This window comes from Micromonospora chokoriensis (genome assembly GCF_900091505.1).
GTDB lineage: Bacteria > Actinomycetota > Actinomycetes > Mycobacteriales > Micromonosporaceae > Micromonospora > Micromonospora chokoriensis.
This window is the reverse complement of sequence record NZ_LT607409.1, coordinates 2,448,297-2,466,013: the sequence shown is the minus strand read 5'-3', so window position 1 is coordinate 2,466,013 and position 17,717 is coordinate 2,448,297. Positions and strand designations below refer to the sequence as shown.

11 protein-coding genes are annotated in these 17,717 nt (G+C 70.0%); 8 read left to right on the top strand and 3 right to left on the bottom strand.

All coding sequences use genetic code 11. The annotated features are described in order from the left end of the window. Positions 1 to 72 precede the first annotated feature (72 nt). A complete protein-coding gene (locus GA0070612_RS11650; protein WP_088987923.1) occupies positions 73 to 1,560 on the bottom strand; it encodes a catalase in 1,488 nt (495 codons plus the stop codon). A 163-nt stretch (positions 1,561 to 1,723) separates the two neighbouring features. On the opposite strand from GA0070612_RS11650, the gene GA0070612_RS11645 reads away from it, so the two are divergent. The 5 genes from GA0070612_RS11645 (at position 1,724) to GA0070612_RS11625 (ending at position 5,896) form a co-directional block, all read left to right on the top strand. Further along, positions 1,724 to 2,317 carry a hypothetical protein gene (locus GA0070612_RS11645; protein ID WP_088987922.1) on the top strand — a complete coding sequence of 198 codons (594 nt, stop codon included), beginning with the start codon at positions 1,724 to 1,726 and terminating at the stop codon, positions 2,315 to 2,317. An 11-nt stretch (positions 2,318 to 2,328) separates the two neighbouring features. Further along, the gene (locus tag GA0070612_RS11640; protein WP_088987921.1) at positions 2,329 to 3,267 is read left to right on the top strand and encodes a hypothetical protein; all 939 of its coding nucleotides are present in this window, start codon (positions 2,329 to 2,331) and stop codon (positions 3,265 to 3,267) included. A gap of 175 nt (positions 3,268 to 3,442) precedes the next feature. Next, complete coding sequence (locus GA0070612_RS11635) at positions 3,443 to 5,101, top strand: sodium:solute symporter family protein (RefSeq protein ID WP_088987920.1); 1,659 nt, start codon at positions 3,443 to 3,445, stop codon at positions 5,099 to 5,101. A gap of 16 nt (positions 5,102 to 5,117) precedes the next feature. Next, positions 5,118 to 5,426 carry a hypothetical protein gene (locus GA0070612_RS11630; protein ID WP_088987919.1) on the top strand — a complete coding sequence of 103 codons (309 nt, stop codon included), beginning with the start codon at positions 5,118 to 5,120 and terminating at the stop codon, positions 5,424 to 5,426. 83 nt (positions 5,427 to 5,509) lie between these two features. After that, positions 5,510 to 5,896 (top strand): hypothetical protein, encoded by a 387-nt coding sequence (locus GA0070612_RS11625; protein ID WP_088987918.1) that lies wholly within the window; start codon positions 5,510 to 5,512, stop codon positions 5,894 to 5,896. 122 nt (positions 5,897 to 6,018) lie between these two features. Here GA0070612_RS11625 and GA0070612_RS11620 read toward each other — a convergent pair whose 3' ends face one another. Further along, on the bottom strand, positions 6,019 to 7,803 hold the full coding sequence (locus GA0070612_RS11620; protein ID WP_088987917.1) for a glycoside hydrolase family 6 protein: 1,785 nt from the start codon (positions 7,801 to 7,803) through the stop codon (positions 6,019 to 6,021). Positions 7,804 to 8,420: 617 nt separating this feature from the next. Between GA0070612_RS11620 and GA0070612_RS11615 the strand changes: the two genes are divergently transcribed. Both GA0070612_RS11615 and GA0070612_RS11610 read left to right on the top strand, forming a co-directional pair. After that, positions 8,421 to 9,611, top strand: coding sequence for a putative sodium/potassium/calcium exchanger (locus GA0070612_RS11615; RefSeq protein WP_088991422.1), 1,191 nt, complete (start codon positions 8,421 to 8,423; stop codon positions 9,609 to 9,611). A 1-nt stretch (position 9,612) separates the two neighbouring features. Beyond that, positions 9,613 to 10,308 (top strand): class F sortase, encoded by a 696-nt coding sequence (locus GA0070612_RS11610; RefSeq protein WP_088987916.1) that lies wholly within the window; start codon positions 9,613 to 9,615, stop codon positions 10,306 to 10,308. Between the two features lie 73 nt (positions 10,309 to 10,381). On the opposite strand, the gene GA0070612_RS11605 is transcribed toward GA0070612_RS11610, so the two are convergent. Next, complete coding sequence (locus GA0070612_RS11605) at positions 10,382 to 15,463, bottom strand: NAD-glutamate dehydrogenase (RefSeq protein ID WP_088987915.1); 5,082 nt, start codon at positions 15,461 to 15,463, stop codon at positions 10,382 to 10,384. 289 nt (positions 15,464 to 15,752) lie between these two features. Between GA0070612_RS11605 and GA0070612_RS11600 the strand changes: the two genes are divergently transcribed. Further along, positions 15,753 to 17,717: a penicillin-binding transpeptidase domain-containing protein gene (locus GA0070612_RS11600; protein ID WP_088987914.1), complete on the top strand. Its 1,965-nt coding sequence runs from the start codon at positions 15,753 to 15,755 to the stop codon at positions 17,715 to 17,717.

Here is a 17,717-nt window from a genome sequence, read left to right as displayed (position 1 = left end):
AGATACGGCCGACCGGGCAGCGGCGAACGCCCCGCTGCGGGCCGGCGGGGCGTCGTCGTGCTGCGGACCGGATCAGGCGTTGTCGGCGATGCCCAGCCCTTCGGCGACCCTCCGGCCGTAGGCGTCGTCGCACTGGCTGAGGTGCCAGACCATCTTCTCCTGGACCTGTTTGTCGCACTGAGCCAACAGGTTGGTCAGGTTCTTCACCAGGTCGTCGCGTTCCCACTGCGGCATGGTCCGGAAGCGCTCACCGGCCTGGCCGTAGTTGTTCTGCCGCTCGATCGGCGCCCGCATGACCCGACCCGAGACGAACGGGCGGTACTCCCGGTACGACTCGTCGGCCTGTTGGAGACCGGCCACCGAGGACGGCTCGAAGTTGATGTGCGGGTTGCCGCCCCGACCGTCCACTGCGTACGCCATCGGGCCGCCGTCCTGGTTGGTGTTGACCTGGACGTCCTCCCGGGGCGCGTTGATCGGCAACTGGAGGTAGTTCGGGCCGACCCGGTAGCGCTGCGTGTCCGAGTAGGAGAACGTGCGCCCGACCAGCATCTTGTCGTCGGAGAAGTCCAGCCCGTCGACCAGGACGCCGGTGCCGAACGCGATCTGCTCGTTCTCGTTGTGGAAGTTGCCGATGTTGCGGCGCAACGTCATCATGCCGACCGGGCGCAGGGGAAAGGCGCCCTCCGGCCAGGTCTTGGTGTCGTCCAGGGGGTCGAAGTTCAGCTCCGGGTGCTCCTCGTCGCTCATGATCTGGACGTTCAGCTCCCACCGCGGGTGCTCGCCCCGCTCGATCGCCTCGTAGAGGTCCTTGGAGGCGTGCCCCATCTCGTACGCCTGGATGGCGGCGGCCTGCTCCTCGGTCAGCGACTCGATGCCCTGCTGCGACGTCCAGTGGTACTTGACCAGCACGCCCTCGCCGGCGGCGTTGACCATCCGGTACGTGTTGACGCCGAAGCCGTCCTGGGTGCGGTAGTTGGCGGGGATGCCACGCGGGCTGAACAGCCAGGTCAGCATGTGCATCGACTCGGGGGTGTTGGACATGAGGTCGAAGATGCGGTTCGGTTCCTGGCGGAAGGTCACCGGGTCCGGCTTCAGCGCGTGGATGACGTCGGGGAACTTGACCGCGTCCCGGATGAAGAAGACCGGCAGGTTGTTGCCGACCAGGTCCCAGTTGCCGTCCTCGGTGCGGAACTTGACGGCGAAACCGCGCGGGTCGCGGGCGGCCTCGGAGGAGTCCCGTCCGCCGATGACCGTGGAGAAGCGGACGGTGACCGGGGTCTTCTTGCCTCTGGTCTGGAACAGCTTGGCCCGGGTGTAGGTCGCTGCCGGCTCGTCACCGATGGTCCCGTACGCCTCGAACTCGCCGTGCGCGACGAAACCACGCGCGTGCACGACCCGCTCGGGGATCCGCTCCCGGTCGAAGTGGCTGATCTTCTCCAGGAAGTGGTAGTTCTCCAGCGTCGCGGGCCCTCGCGAGCCGACCGTCCGCTGCTGCTGGTTGTTGTGCACGGGGTGGCCCTGCCGGGTGGTCAGGGTCGGCTTGCTGGCCGGTGGGTGCATCACCCCACCAAAGCGCCTTTTCTGGAACCAGTCAAGTTTCAGCGGCGCGGCGGGGCGTCCCTCCTCGGGAGGGGGCGAGCTGCGTCCCTCGTCAGGAAAGTGTCCCGGATCGGGATTGGCGATCAGTGTGCGGAGGGAATACCAGATGACGAAGGAGGAGCCCATGTCGCCCACTCAGGTAATCGTCATCGTGCTCGTCGTGCTGGTGGTCGTCGCGGCGCTGGCCGTGGCCGTCCGGTCGCTGGGCCGCCGCCGCGCGTTGCGCGACCGTTTCGGACCGGAGTACGACCGGGTGGTGGCCGAGCAGGACAGCCGGTCCGCCGCGGAGCGCGAACTGCGCGATCGGGAACGCCGACACGCCGAGCTCTCACTCACCCCGCTCAGCCCGGAGTCCCGGGCCCGCTACAGCGCCGCCTGGGAGGAACTCCAGGTCCGCTTCATCGACTCGCCCGGCGAGACGGTCGGCGACGCCGACGAACTGGTCACCCGGCTCATCGAGGAGCGGGGCTACCCGACCGGGGACTTCTCCGACCAGATCGCGCACCTCTCCGTCGAGCACGCGCGCACACTGACCAACTACCGGGACGCGCACGACATCCACCTGCGCAACACCCGGGGCGAGGCGAGCACCGAGGAGCTTCGGCAGGCGGTCGTGCACTACCGGGCACTCTTCGCCGATCTGCTCGGCGAGGAGCCGCTCGGCCACCGTACGCCCGAACAGCGCCACCACCCGGACCACGACGCCACAAGCCGCTGAGGAGGCCACCGATGCGCCAGGAAGAGCAGCAGGTGAGCAACGACCACCCGGAGGCGGTTCGCTCCGCGCCCGTGCCGGTACCCCCGGCCGGTGCTCGGGACGGCCGCTCCGACGTCCCGGAGGACGCCCTCGACGAGCGGGGCACCTTCGACGACCGGACCACCGACCACGACCCGACCACCGACGGCGACCGGACCACCGACGCGCAGCGGACGAACGGTGCCGAACGGGACGCCGCTGACGATCTGGCCGGCGACGGACGGGATCCACGCCACCGGCGCGACGGCCAGCCCGGCGACGCGGAAGAGTTCCACGAGCCGGGGCCGCTGCCGACGACGTTCGGCGCGACCACGGTGGCCGACGCGGTGGCCGCGTCCGCGCTGGCCAGCCCGCGCCCCCAGGACCAGCCGGATCCCCGCGCGGAGCGGACGGCCCAGCCCGGCGACGGCGCCGAGGACGGCGAGCGGGAGGGTCTGCGCGCCGACCCGACCGCCGAGTTGCACCGCCGCCACACCGACGTCGACGACGCGCGGGCCGACGCGGACGCGGCCGGCTACGGCAGTGCGACACCGGAGATGGTCGACCCCGACGCGGACGGCGAAACGGTCCACACCGAGGACAACGGCACCTCACTGGAATCCGCCGGGACGTCGCGCCCCGCCGGGTCGACAGTCGCGACCGCGGCGGCCACGCTGTTGGACACGGACACCGCCCAGGGCTTCCGGGACCGCTGGCGCGACGTGCAGTTGCGTTTCGTCGACGACCCGCACGCGGCGGCCGGCGAGGCGCAGGCGCTGGTGGAGGAGGCCATCCAGGCTCTCTCCTCGGCGCTGGCCGCGCAGAAGACCACGCTGGGCGGGTGGCAGGACGCCGGCTCGGCCGACACCGAACAACTGCGGGTGGCGGTGCGCAACTACCGGGACTTCCTGGACCGCGTACTGGGCCGCTGATCCAGACGACCAACGGGGGCGCCTCGGCCGGATCCGGGCCGGGGCGCCCCCGTGTTCCCAGAGCGCCCGTTCACGCCGTAACTCGCCAGATCCGTCCACCGGGTGTGAATCCGCGCGCCCGGGGTAATAGGCCGCGCGGTCAATCGGCGCGGAGGTCGGGACGAGGGGTGACGGCATGGACGGCGACGGCCTTCGGCTGAACATGAACGGGCTGGACTACTTGATCCTCGCCCTGTACTTCGTGACCGTCCTCGGCGTCGGCTTCGCCGCCCGCCGGGCGATCCGGACCAGCGTCGACTTCTTCCTCTCCGGTCGGTCCCTCCCGGCCTGGGTGACCGGTCTCGCCTTCGTCTCGGCGAACCTGGGCGCGCTGGAGATCATCGGCATGGCGGCGAACGGCGCCCAGTACGGCGTGATGACGGTCCACTACTACTGGATCGGCGCGGTGCCGGCGATGGTCTTCCTGGGCATCGTGATGATGCCCTTCTACTACGGCTCGAAGGTCCGCAGCGTCCCGGAGTACCTGCGGTTGCGGTTCAACCGCCCCACCCACCTGCTGAACGCGCTCAGCTTCGCCGTCGCCCAGGTGCTGATCGCCGGGGTGAACCTCTACGCGCTGGCCCTGGTCATGCAGGCGCTGCTCGGCTGGCCGCTCTGGACGGCGATCGTGGTCGGCGCGGCGATCGTGCTGGCGTACATCACCATCGGCGGTCTGTCCGGGGCGATCTACAACGAGGTGCTCCAGTTCTTCGTCATCCTCGCCGGCCTCATCCCGGTCACCGTGATCGGCCTGGTCAAGGTCGGCGGGTGGAACGGCCTGATGGACGCGGTCGGTGACTCCAAGCTCGGTGAGGCGGGGCTGCACGCGTGGCAGGACACCGGCAGCACGGCCAACCCGCTGGGCGCGCACTGGATCGGCATCGTCTTCGGCCTCGGCTTCGTGCTGTCGTTCGGCTACTGGACGACGAACTTCGCCGAGGTGCAACGGGCCCTCTCGGCGAAGAACATGAGCGCCGCCCGGCGTACGCCGATCATCGCCGCGTACCCGAAGCTGTTCATCCCCCTGGTCACGGTGATCCCCGGCCTGGTGGCTCTGGTCACGGTGAAGGGGCTCGGCGCGGAGAGCGGCGACCTGCAGTACAACAACGCCATCCCGCTGCTGATGCGCGACCTGCTCCCCAACGGCGTGCTCGGGGTCGCGGTCACCGGCCTGCTCGCCTCGTTCATGGCCGGCATGGCGGCCAACGTGAGCGGATTCAACACCGTCTTCACCTACGACATCTGGCAGGCGTACATCCGTCGGGACCGTTCGGACGAGTACTACCTGCGGGTCGGCCGGTGGGCGACGGTCGCCGCCGTGGTGATCGGCATCGGCACCGCGTTCATCGCGGCCGGGTTCAGCAACATCATGAACTACATCCAGGCGCTCTTCTCCGTCTTCAACGCGCCGCTGTTCGCCACGTTCATCATCGGCATGTTCTGGAAGCGGATGACCGCGTTGGCCGGCTTCTGGTCGCTGCTGCTGGGCACTCTGGTGTCGCTCAGCCTCTACCTGCTCTACAAGGGTGGAGTGATCCACTTCAACTCGGACCTGGAGGAGAGCTTCTGGGGCGCCGGTCTCGCGTTCGTCACGGCGGTGGTGGTCGCGGCGATCATCACCCCGCTCACCGCCCCGAAGCGCGACGAGGAACTGCGCGGGCTGGTGTACGGCTTGGGCGGCGTCGACCTGAAGGGTGACGTGCTCGCCGGGGACGCCGCCTGGTACCGCTCCCCGGTGCTCCTCGGCGTGATCGCGGTCGCGCTGGCCGCCCTCTTCTACATCCCGGTCTTCTAGGAAAGGGGTTGGGCTGATGAGCAACGACGGCCAGCCGGCGAAGGACCCGCTGATCGACGAGACGCAGGCGGAACAGCGGCGCTCCGCAGCCGCCCGACTGTTCGACATCCGCCGGGTGATCGGTGGCCTGTTCGTCGCGTACGGGGTGATCGTGACACTGATCGGCATCTTCGACAGCCGGGCCGAGATCGACAAGGCCGAAGGCGTGCGGATCAACCTGTGGGCCGGGCTCGCGATGCTCGCGTTCGGCCTGCTCATGCTGCTCTGGCAGTGGCTGCGCCCGGCGGAGCCGCCGGCCCCCAACGGGCAGCAGCCCGGCAGCTGACCGCCGGGCCGGGGCGGCATGAGGGCGGCACGAGGGGGTACGCGAGGGAATCAGGCACCGTGTCGGACACAGGAGGCAGCACCATGACCGATCGCGATCGCCAACCGCCGTTGGAGGAGAGCCCGGAGGTGGCCTCGGCGGTGGACGACGACAGCACCGTCACGCAGCTGCGGACCGGCGGCGGCCCGGACCGGGACAACCCGGCCTTCGCCGAACCCCACGGCCGGCCGGACGACCTCGCGCCGGACACCGACGACCTGATCGGCGACCCGTACGCTGCCGGCACCGGGGCGACCGGGACGGGCACCGGCGCCGGCGGGGACAACATCCGCACCGGGGCGGAGCAACAGTGGGAGCCGGAGGACCTGGTGCTGGCCCGAGGACAGGACCTCACCCCGGAGAACCTGGACAGGGCGCGCCGCGACCTGGCCGAGCAGGGCCAGGCGGCGATCGAGCGCACCGTGCCCTGACCTGGGCACGAAGGGCGGGTCCCCGACCCGACCAGAGCGGTCGGGCCGGGGACCCGGGGGGAACCAGCCGCCGGCAGTGCCTCACCTACTGCCGGTGGCGGGTTGGTGTGGAAGCGTTCCGGTCAGAGAGCCGGGTACGCGTTGCGCATGAGCTCCTGGAACTGGGCCGAGAACCACGCACCGGAGATCGGCGCGTCTCCCAGGGCACCGGACGGGTTGTTGCCGTTGCGGGCGTTACCGCCGTACGTCGGGTCGCACATCCGGTCGAAGCCCTTGCCCTCGTTGTTCGGGATCTCCTTGCTGGAGCCGTCCGACTCACCCGGAGGCTTCACCCAGACGTAGGCGTCGATACCCGTGGCCGGGGCCACCCGGGGCCGCTCGCCGAGACCGGCGCCGGCCTGGTTGCACCAGTTGCCGAGGTGCAGCCGACGGTCGACGCGGCCACCGTTGACGTACGTGTCGACGCTCGTCGTCGCACCCGGGCCGGTGGGCCGGGCGGAGCCGCCCCAACCGTTGCGGGAGGTGTCGATGAGCATGCCGATGTTGGAGTTGAAGCCCAACGAGACCAGCTTGCTCCGGAACGCCTGGGCGAACGACAGCTCGTCGACGTAGTAGTTCCAGTCGACCCACTTCGACTGCCGCACCGTCTGGCCGTTCACGTTGTCGGTGACCTTGAAGTACGGCTCCTGCAGCGCCGAGTAGTTGGCGGTGTTGGTGATGAAGCCGTGCACGTTGTTGACGGTGCTGCCGGAGGCCACCGCCGCGGTCTTCAGGATCTCGGCGGACGGGTTGAAGTTGCTGTCCCACCCGAGCCAGCCGTGGTGCCCGGCGTCGATGTAGTTGTAGACGTTGCCGATCGAGCCCAGCTTGGCCAGGGCGTAGCCGACGCCGTTGACGTAGGCGCCGTTGGCCTTGACGGTGTCGCACATGACCGTGCCACCGGGCTGGCCGGAGGTGTTGGTCACCAGGTTCGGCAGCGAGTCGATCTCGATGATGTTGATGATCCGGATGCTGCTGTACTTCGGGTCGCCCTGGATCGCGGCGATCGGGTCGATGTACTGGGCCTTGTACTTCGGCAGCTCGTCCGGGCCCAGCTCACCGTTGGAGGCGAGCGCCGAGCAGTCCCGGCCGGGCAGGTTGTAGATCACGAACTGGATGTAGCCGGCGCCCTGACGCAGCGCCTCGTCCAGGTGGTCCTTCACCCCGAAGGCGCCGTTGGAGCTGCTGTTCGGCGTGCCGTTGATCGCGGCGATCCGGTCCAGCCAAACGGCCGTCGGGTTGTTGGAGATCCGGCTGCCGCCGGCCTCGGCGTCCGCCTTGGCCTTCCACTCCGGGTTCACGTAGCCGCGCACCCCGGCGTAGGGGTTGTCGACCTTGGTGCCGGGCGGCGGGTTGGTCGTGGGCGGCGGGTCGGTCGGCGGCGGGTCGGTGGGCGGCGGGTCGGTCGGCGGGGGCGTCGTGGTCGGCGGAGTGGTGGTGCCACCGTTGCAGACCACACCGTTCAGGGTGAACGAGGTCGGCTTCGGGTTGCTGCCGCTCCACGCGCCGTTGAAGCCCAGGGTCGTCGACGCGCCGGTGCCGAGGTTGCCGTTGTAGGACATGCTCCGGGCGGTGACCTGGCTGCCGGACTGGGTGTAGGTGGCCGACCAGCCCTGCTGTACCCGCTGGCTGGAGTTGGGGAAGGTCCAGCCCAGGGTCCAGCCGTTGACCGGGTCGCCGAGGTTCTTGATGGTGATGTTCGCGGTGAAGCCGCCCTGCCAGTCGTTGGTCGTGTACGCGATGTCGCACTGCGTCGCGGCCTGCGCCGCGGTAACCGGAATCGTCACCAGCCCACCGGCGACCAGGGCGCCCGCGCCCGCGAGCGCAAGGGCCCGGCGTGGGCCGGTCAGCCTTCTCCACACATTCATGCCACTGATCTCCTTGGGCGAGACCGGGCTCTGGTACGGCCCGGCGAGACGGCCCGGTGAGCGTCCTGTGACGGACGGCCGCCGGCGCCAACGGGATTTCGGGGGGTGCCCGGCCCGGACGGGCGAGGGTGGTGGTGGTGCGTGACCGACCGGTGCAGCGGCCGATCCTTCGGCGGGACGTCGCCCGGCGAACCGGTGCCCTCGACTCCCTGCCTGCGCGGTGTGGCTCTCCGAACCGCGTTCGCCGATTCTTGCATGGGAGCGCTTCCATGGCAATGGCTCGATGCGTTGCGGCGGAGATCACCCGCTGTCACTGTTTCGGACGATACCCCCGGACCTTCCCGGTCGACACCTGACGGGACGGTCTCCGGCCGTACCGGACGCCAGGCGTCGGTGGGTCACTCCGAACCGCAGACGCCGCGCCGGGCCCGGGACCGACGTGCAGGGCCTGAGGCGGCACTCAGAACGGCGAAGGCCGCTTACCTCTTGTTCAGCACCTACTTGGAGCAAAAGGCAAAACGCGAATCTTTCACTTCATAAGTCATGAAACGGTCTAACGTCGGTCTTAGCTCGGTTGTCGCCGGGCTCAGGACAACAGGGATGGAGTGACGCAGGTCATGGCTAAGAAGATGCTCGGGAAGGTCGTAGCGGGCGCCGCGCTCGGCGGCGCGTCGCTCCTGGTGTTCGCGCCGGGGATCGCGTTCGCCGACGGTCACCACGACGGCGGCCACGACCGCGACGGCAAGGTCTACGCCAAGCCGCACGTGGTCAAGGCCGGCGAAGAGGTCAAGCTCCTCGAGATCTGCCCGGATCGGCAGGAGCACGCGTACGTGTGGTCCAAGGTCACCGGCAAGGTCAATCTCAAGCCGGTGCGTGACGACCGGGGCGAGGACCGCGAGTGGAGCGAGGAGGAAGACTCCCGCGACCACGACAACGGCAAGGACGAACACGGCAAGGACGACAAGGGCAAGGACCACGAGGGCAAGGACGACAACGGCAAGGACGAGCACGGCAAGGACGACAAGGGCAAGGACGACAAGGGCAAGGACCACGAGGGCAAGGACGAGAACGGCAAGGACAAGTCGCAGTCCGGCGGCCAGGGTGGCGGCGCTGCCGCCGACGCTCTCGGCGACGAGGGTGGCAAGGACTGGAAGGGCGAGGAGCACGGCCAGGACGCGGACGACAGCCGCGACAAGAAGGACTGGGAGTCCAAGGACGAAGGCAAGAAGGACTGGGAGTCCAACGGCCACGGCTCGGACGAGTACGGCTCCGACGAGCGCGGCAGCTACGGCTCCGACGAGCGCGGCTCGGACAAGGGCTGGGAGAACAAGGGCCACGGCTCCGACGAGTACGGCTCCGACGAGCGCGGCAGCTACGGCTCCGACGAGTACGGCTCCGACGAGTACGGCTCGGACAAGGGCTGGGAGAACAAGGGCCACGGCTCCGACGAGTACGGCTCCGACGAGCGCGGCAGCTACGGCTCCGACGAGCGCGGCTCGGACAAGGGCTGGGACTCCGAGGGCCGCGGCTCGGACGAGCGCAGCTGGGACAGGGAGCGCGAGTTCGTCTACTACGGCGAGGCCAAGGTCGACAAGGACGCCAAGCCGGGTCGCTACGAGCTCAAGGGCTCGTGCGGCGAGGGCGAGCTCGTCGTGCTGCCGCACGGCGGTGTCGACGGTGGTGACGGTGGCGCCAGCACCGGCACCGACCGTGGCCTGGCCACCGGCGGGGCGGGCCTGCTCGGCGCCGCCGCGCTGGGCGGGATCGTGCTGATGCGTCGTCGGCGGACCGATGGTTCGCTCGTCTGACGTGACGACGACACGGGCCGGCGGCCGTCACGGGAGACCGTGGCGTGCCGCCGGCGCGGCCGTCGTCGTCACCATGGCCATGATCGGTGCCGGCATGATCGGCGCTTCCCTGAAGACCACGCCCGCTCCCCGACCGCCGCAGCCGCTCGCCCAGGCCGGCCCCGAGGCCTCCCGACCGGCGAGCACCCCGGTCGACGCCGTGCCCGACGGGCAGCCGGTCGACAACGCCCCGGCCGGGCTGGCGCGTTCCGCGCCGACCACCATCGAGATTCCCCGGATCGGCGTCGCCGCGACGATCATGCCGTTGGGCACCAACCCGGACGGCACCGTCCAGGTCCCCCCGCTGGACCAGGCCGACAAGGCCGGTTGGTACGAGCCGGGCGCCAGCCCGGGCGAGACGGGTAACGCGGTGATCGTCGGACACGTGGACTCGGCGGTGCTCGGCCCGGCCGTCTTCTTCGACCTGGGCGCTCTCGTCCCGGGCGACACCATCACGGTGCGACGGACCGACGGCGTGCCCGCCACCTTCACCGTGGACTCGGTGTCGTCGTACCCGAAGACGGCCTTCCCCACCGAGTTGGTGTACGGACCGAGCGACCGGCCCAGCCTGCGGGTGGTCACCTGCGGTGGTCAGTTCGACGAGGTCGCCAAGAGCTACCCGGACAACATCGTCGTCTTCGCCACCCTGGCGGCGTGACCCGCGACAGACGAGAGCGGTCCGGCCGATCGGGGCGACCCGATCGGCCGGACCGCGTCCGGCGTTCCCTGACTCAGGCGGCTGCGGAGGTCCGCACCAGGGTGCGGATCTGACGCAGCAGCACCGAGAGGGCGGCGAGATCCGCCCGCGACTCGTCGAACTCCCCCATCGCGCGGCGGGCGCGGTGGATCGAGGTCGCGTTCGACTGCTCCCACTGCTGCACCCGCTCGTGCGGCGGCAGGTCGTCCGGGGTGGAGTCGAGCACCTCCGCGGTGAGCGCGGCCAGCGCGGCGTACAGGTCGTAGCGCAGCGCCATCCGGGCGAGCGTCTGCCAGCGGTCCTCCCGAGGCAGCAGGGAGATCTTCGACAGCAGGGAGTCCACCCGGAAGAGGTCGGACAGCACGAAGTAGACCGAGGCCACCTCGCTGACGTCCCGTCCGCTGGAGTTGGCGGTCTCCACCACGTCCATCAGACCGAAGCTGTACATCAACCGGGTCGCCCGCTCAGCCAGCTCGCGGGGCAGCCCACGCTCGGTCATCGAGTCCATGTGCGCGGCGATGCCCTGCCGCTCGTTGCCGTAGAACAGCTCCTCGAGCCCCGGCAACAGCCGCGTGACGCCGTCGCGCAGCCGGGCGATCTCGGCCGGCACGTCGATCGGCGAGCGCCGGTTGGAGACCAGCCACCGCACCGCACGGTCGAGCAGTCGACGGGTGTCCAGGTAGACGCTCGTCTGCAACTCGGGCGCGACCTTGTTGTCCAACGCCTCGACCGCGTCCCACAGGTCGCGCAGGCCGAACACCTCGCTGACCACCACGTAGGCCCGGATCACGTCGGCGGCGCTGGCCGCGGTCTCCTCGACCACCCGGAAGATGAACGAGATGCCACCCCGGTTGATCGCCTCGTTGACGAGCACCGTGGTCACGATGTCCCGGCGCAGCCGGTGTTGGCCCATCCGCTCGGCGAACCGCTCGCGCATCGGCGTCGGGAAGTAGTTGACCAGGACATCGGTCGTCCACTCCTCGTCCGCCAGCCCTTCGGTGAGGATCTCCCGTTCCAGGACGATCTTCACGTACGCGAGCAGCACCGCGAACTCCGGCGCGGTCAGCCCGGACTCGCTGCGTACCGCCAGCTCCTCGTCCGGCGGCAGTGCCTCCAGCGCCCGGTCCAACCCACCCGAACGCTCCAACTCGTTGATCATCCGGCGGTGCACCGGGAGCAGCGAGGCGGCCTGGGCCTGGGCGTTGTTGATCGCCCGAGCCTGGTCGTAGTTGTCCCGCAGCACCAGCTCCGCGACCTCGTCGGTCATCCCGGCGAGCAGCTCGTCCCGGTCGGCCATGGTCAACTCGCCGTCGGCCACGGCGGTGTTCAGCAGGATCTTGATGTTCACCTCGTGGTCGGAGGTGTCCACCCCGGCCGCGTTGTCGATGAAGTCCGTGTAGATCCGGCCACCGGTCAACGCGTACTCGATCCGGCCGAGCTGGGTCCAGCCCAGGTTTCCGCCCTCGCCCGCCACCCGGCAGCGCAGGTCGCGCCCGTCCACCCGGATCGCGTCGTTGGACTTGTCGCCCACCTCGGCGTTGGTCTGGCTGGACGCCTTGACGTAGGTGCCGATGCCGCCGTTCCAGAAGAGATCCACCGGGGCGGTGACGATCGCCTTCATCAGGTCCTGCGGCGACATCTGCGTCACGTCGTCGTCCAGGCCGATCGCCGCCCGGACCTGCGGCGTGATCGGGATGGACTTCGCGGTACGCGGGAAGATGCCGCCACCGGCCGAAATCAGCTCCGGGTTGTAGTCCTCCCACGAGGACCGGGGCAGGTCGAACAGTCGCCGCCGCTCCGCGTACGAGGTGGCCGCGTCCGGCTCCGGGTCGAGGAAGATGTGCCGGTGGTCGAAGGCGGCCACCAGCCGGATGTGCTCGGAGAGCAGCATCCCGTTGCCGAACACGTCGCCGGACATGTCGCCGACACCGACCACAGTGAAGTCCTGGGTCTGGGTGTCCAGGCCCAGCTCCCGGAAGTGCCGCTTGACCGACTCCCAGGCGCCCCGGGCGGTGATGCCCATCTTCTTGTGGTCGTAGCCGGCCGAACCGCCGGAGGCGAACGCGTCGCCCATCCAGAAGTTGTGGGTCTTGGAGATCTCGTTGGCGATGTCGGAGAACGTCGCGGTGCCCTTGTCGGCCGCCACCACCAGGTACGGGTCGTCGCCGTCGTGCCGCACCACGTCCTCGGGAGGCACGATCTGCCCGCTGACGATGTTGTCGGTGACGTCCAGCATCGCGCCGACGAACTCCTGGTAGCAGGCGACCGCCTCGTCCCGGTCACCCGGCTTCTGCTTCAACACGAAGCCGCCCTTGGCGCCCACCGGCACGATCACGGTGTTCTTCACCATCTGCGCCTTGACCAGGCCGAGCACCTCGGTCCGGAAGTCCTCCCGACGGTCCGACCAGCGCAACCCGCCCCGGGCCACCGGCCCGAACCGCAGGTGCACGCCCTCGAACCGCGGCGAGTAGACGAAGATCTCGAACTTCGGTCGCGGCGCCGGCAGGTCCGGAATGGCCTGCGGGTCCAGCTTGAACGCCACGTACGCCTTGGGCCGCCCGTCGGCGCGCTTCTGGTAGAAGCTGGTCCGCAGGGTCGCCTCGATCAACGTCAGGTACGAGCGCAGGATCCGGTCCTGGTCGAGGCTGGCCACGTCGTCCAGCGCGCCCCGGATCGTCTCCACCAGCTCACCGCTGCGCTGCTGCCGCTGCTCGTGGGTCTGCTCGCCCGGCGCGAACCGGGTCTCGAACAGCTCCACCAGCAATGCGGCGAGCTTCGGGTACGCGATGAAGGTCTGCTCCATGTAGTCCTGCGAGAAGACCGTGCCGGCCTGCCGCAGGTACTTCGCGTACGCCCGCAGCACCACCACCTGCCGCCAGGTCAGACCGCCGCGCAGCACCAGCTCGTTGAACCGGTCCACCTCGGCCTCGCCCCGCCAGGCCGCCGCGAACGCGTTCTCCACGTGCGGGCGCACCTCGGCCAGCTCGTGGTGCCCCTCGGGCAGCATGAGGCCGAAGTCGTACAGGTAGACCCGACCGTCGATCCGGTCCACCTCGTACGGGTGCTCGTCGACGACCCGTACGCCGAGCGAGTGCAGCACCGGCAGCACGGCGGAGAGCATCATCGGCTCGCCGTACCGGTAGACCTTGAACCGGACGTCCATCGCCTCGACGAGGTCCGCACCGGGCACCCGCGTGCCCGGTCGGGGCGCGAGCTGCTTGCGGAACAGGTGCATCTCCAGCTGGCCGGGCTCCTCCAGCAGCTCCAGCTTCGCCAGGTCCTTCATCGCCTCGTACGGCGTGTGCCCGTCCTTGTAACCCTCCGGGAACGCGTCGGCGTACCGGGTGAACAGGTGCTTGGCCTGCTCGTCGCCGAGCTTGCGCTCCAGCACCAACCGGTAGTCGTCGTCCCAGAGACGGGTCGCGTCGGCCAACTCCTCGGCCAGCAGGTCGGCGTCGATGTCGCCGGGCGGCCGGGTCGGGTCGGTGCGGACGATGAAGTGCACCCGAGCGAGCATCGACTCGGTGACCCGGGTGGTGTAGTCCACCCCGACGCCGTTCAGCTCGCGCAGGAGGATGTCCTGCATGCGCAGCCGGTTCTGGGTGGTGAACCGGTCCCGGGGCAGGTAGATCAGGCAGGAGATGAACCGCCCGTACGCGTCCCGACGCAGGAAGACCCGCAACTGCCGGCGCCCGGCCATGCGCAGCACGCCGATCACCGCGTGGTACAGGTCGTCGGTCTTGATCTGGAACAGCTCGTCGCGCGGGTACGTCTCCAGGATCTGGATCAGATCCTTGCCGGAGTGGCTGCGCTGGCTGAGGCCGGAGCGGTCCAGCACCTCGGCCACCTTGCGGCGGACCACCGGCAGTTCCCGGACGCTGGTCCGGTACGCGGCCGTGGAGAACAGGCCCAGGAAACGTCGCTCGCCGATCACCTCGCCGGCCGCGTTGAAGATCTTGAAGCCGATGTAGTCGAGGTAGGCCGACCGGTGCACGGTCGCCCGCGAGTTGGCCTTGGTGATGATGAGCAGGCGCTTCTCCAGCACCTTCTCGTGCGCCTCGGGCGTCATCGACGACAGCGACCGCGCGTCCGGCGAATCGGAGCGCAGGATGCCCAGGCCGGTGCCGAGCACCGCCTCCAGCGCCTTGCCGTCGACCGGGTCGGTCGTGTCCCCACCGGGGGCGTCCACCAGCCGGTACTCGCGGTAGCCGAGGAAGGTGAAGTGGTCGTGGGCGAGCCACCGCAGCAGCTCCACCGAGTCGGTGATGTCTTTCTCCGGCACCGGCGGACGGTTGTCGGAGGTGCGGGTCGACGCCAGCTCGTCGGCGAGCGCGAGGGCCCGCTGACGCATCTTCGGCCAGTCCTCCACCGCCTCCCGCACGTCGGTGAGCACCCGCTGCAGCTCGCGGCGCAGCCGGTCCCGCTCGGCCGCGTCCCGGACCGGGTCGATCTCGATCCGCATCCAGCTCTCGATGATGTCGCCGTCGATCGCGTCGTCCGGCTCCACGTCCGCGGAGACCTCGGTGAGTCGGCCCAGCGGCTCACGCCGGACCACCACGAGCGGGTGCACCAGCAGGTGCACGTCGAGGTGGTACGAGTTGAGTAGCGCGGTCACCGAGTCGACCAGGAACGGCATGTCGTCGGTGACGATCTCGACGACGGTGTGGTGCTGGTCGGCGTGCGGTTCGTGGATCCGCAGTTTCAACTCGCCCGGAACCCGCTGCTGGGCGAGGTCCCGGTGCGCCCGGGCCGCGTCGAGCATCTCCTCGGCCGTGAAACCGACCAACTCCTCATCTGGCGCGAACCGCCAGAAACGGCCGACAAGTGTCGCCGCGTCGTGATCGTCCCCCGCGAGCGCGACAGCCTGCGCCACCAGGCGCTCCGCGTTGGGAACGGGCTCGTCGAGCTCGGCGTCCTCCACGTCGTCGGCCAACACCTCAGTCGGCAGGCCCAGATCGTAGATGGTGTCGATGCTCGACCCGGTCAGCCCGGTCACTCCCACGTCGAGGCGGCCGTAGCCGTCCCCGTCGGTCGCCGAATCGAAGCTGTCGTCGTCCCGGCCGGAGTCATCCTGCCGGAGGTCGGGTTCCGGTTTGATCGCCGGACGCCGGTCCATCGGTGCCACTCCCCTCGACCCACCGCGTTGTGGGTCACTCTGCCGCCCAGCCTAGGCCCTGCCGTTCTGCGCCTTCGTCGGCGGACCACTAGCCAGACGTCCGGATCGGGACTTTGTCCTTTCACCCGTTGCGGGTCCGAGGTTGGCCGGCTGCGGGATACCCCGCCACGCGATGTTCATCACACGGGTGCGGCCCGTCTTTGGCCGCGCCCGCGCTCCTGCGGGACGTTGGGGACGCCGCTCGCGTATTACCGTGCGGGGGCACTCTGAGATCGGAAGGACCAGCTCCATGCCATTGTCGTACCCCCGGCCCCACCGGCCGAACCACGCCCGCCGCCTGACCGCCGCCCTCACCGCGGCGGCGCTCACGGCCGGCGTTCTGGCCGGCTGCTCGGGTGACGACGGGCCGGAGCGCACCGTCGACGCGTTCCTCTCGGGCTGGCGCAGCGGTGACCTCCAGGCGGTCGGCCTGATCGACCCGACCGGCAGCAAGCTGCCGTCGGCCGACGTGACACGCGAGATCAAGGAGCTCTCCGGCGAGTTGGCGGCCACCCCGCCGAAACTGACGCGTCGCGGCGAGCCGAAGGTCACGGCGGACATCGCGACCACTACCGTCCAGGTGGAGTGGACCCTGCCGGGTGACACCCGCTGGACGTACGACCGGGAGGTACGCCTCGCCCAGGGCGACGGCGACCAGTGGCAGGTGATCTGGGAGCCACGGGTGCTGCACGAGCAGCTCACCAAGGGTGACCGGATGGCGTTGCGCCGCGACGCCAGTGCCCGGGCCGGTGTGCTGGACAGCGCCGGCAACCCGATCGTGACTCCCCGCCCGGTGGTGCGGGTCGGTGTGCAACCCAACGAGGTCGCCGACATCAAGGTCCTCGTCAAGGAGCTCGACGCCGCGTTCAAGGCGATCCGTCCGGCGTTGGTCCCCGCCGTCGACCTGACAGACGTGCCCAAGCGGGTGGCCGAGGCCGAGCCGGGGGCCTTCGTCGAGGTGGTGTCGCTGCGCGAGGAGGCGTACCGGCAGATCAAGCCCCGGATCTACGACCTGCCCGGCACCAAGTTCATCTCCGGCAAGGTCGACCTGGCGCCGACCCGGGAGTTCGCCCGGGCGGTGCTCGGCACCGTCGACCCGGCGCAGGCGGACGACCTCGCCGCGCACCCGGACCGGTACGTCGCCGGTGACCTGGTCGGGCACGGCGGGTTGCAGGGTCGATACGACGAGCGGCTGCGCGGCGGCCCCGGGCTGACCGTCATCGTCGAGCGTCCCATCGAGGGCGGCAAGCTGGAGCCGACCGGCGCGGAGCTGTTCCGTCGGGAGCCGCAGCCCGGCCAGCCGCTGAAGACCACGCTGGACACCGCCGTCCAGAACGCGGCCGACGGTTCCCTGCGTGCCGAGTCCCGCCGTTCCGCTCTGGTGGCCGTCCGGATCAGCGACGGCGCGGTGCTCGCCGCGGCGAACGGCCCCGGGCCGGCCGGCGAGAACCTCGCCTTCAACGCCCAGGTTCCGCCGGGCTCCACGTTCAAGATGGTCAGCACACTGGGCCTGCTGGATCGGGGCGCGGTCACCCTGGACGGGCCGGTGGCGTGCCCGAAGACCTTCACCGTCGACGGTCGGTCCTTCAAGAACTCCGACAACTTCGAGCTCGGCTCGGTGCCGTTCCGCACCGACTTCGCCAAGTCCTGTAACACCGCGTTCGCCTCGCTCGCCCCGAAGCTCGGCGGCGACGGGCTGGCCGCCGCCGGCCGCTCGCTGGGCCTGGAGGGTCGGTGGGACCTCGGCGCGGACGCCTTCACCGGCAAGGTGTCGACCGGCGGCAGCCTCGCCGAGCAGGCCGCTGCCTCGTTCGGGCAGGGCACCACGCTGGTCAGCCCGCTGGCCATGGCCGGTGCCACCGCGGCCGTCGCCCGAGGCCGATTCGAGCAGCCGAAGCTGGTGCTCGACCCGGCGCCGGCCACGCCCGCCCCGGCCGGCGAGCCGCTCAAGCCGGAATCGGTCACCGCGCTGAAGTCGATGATGCGCGAGGTCGTCACGTCCGGCACGGGCAGCGCCCTCAAGGACGTGCCGGGCGAGGTCTACGGCAAGACCGGCACCGCCGAGTACGACAACAACCCGGCCCACACCCACGCGTGGTTCGTCGGATGGCGGGGCGATGTGGCCTTCGCCGTGTTCGTGGAGAAGGGCGGCGCCAGCACTGCCTCGGCCGTCCCGATCGCCGAGCGCTTCCTCCGCGCCCTGCCGGCTGGCTGA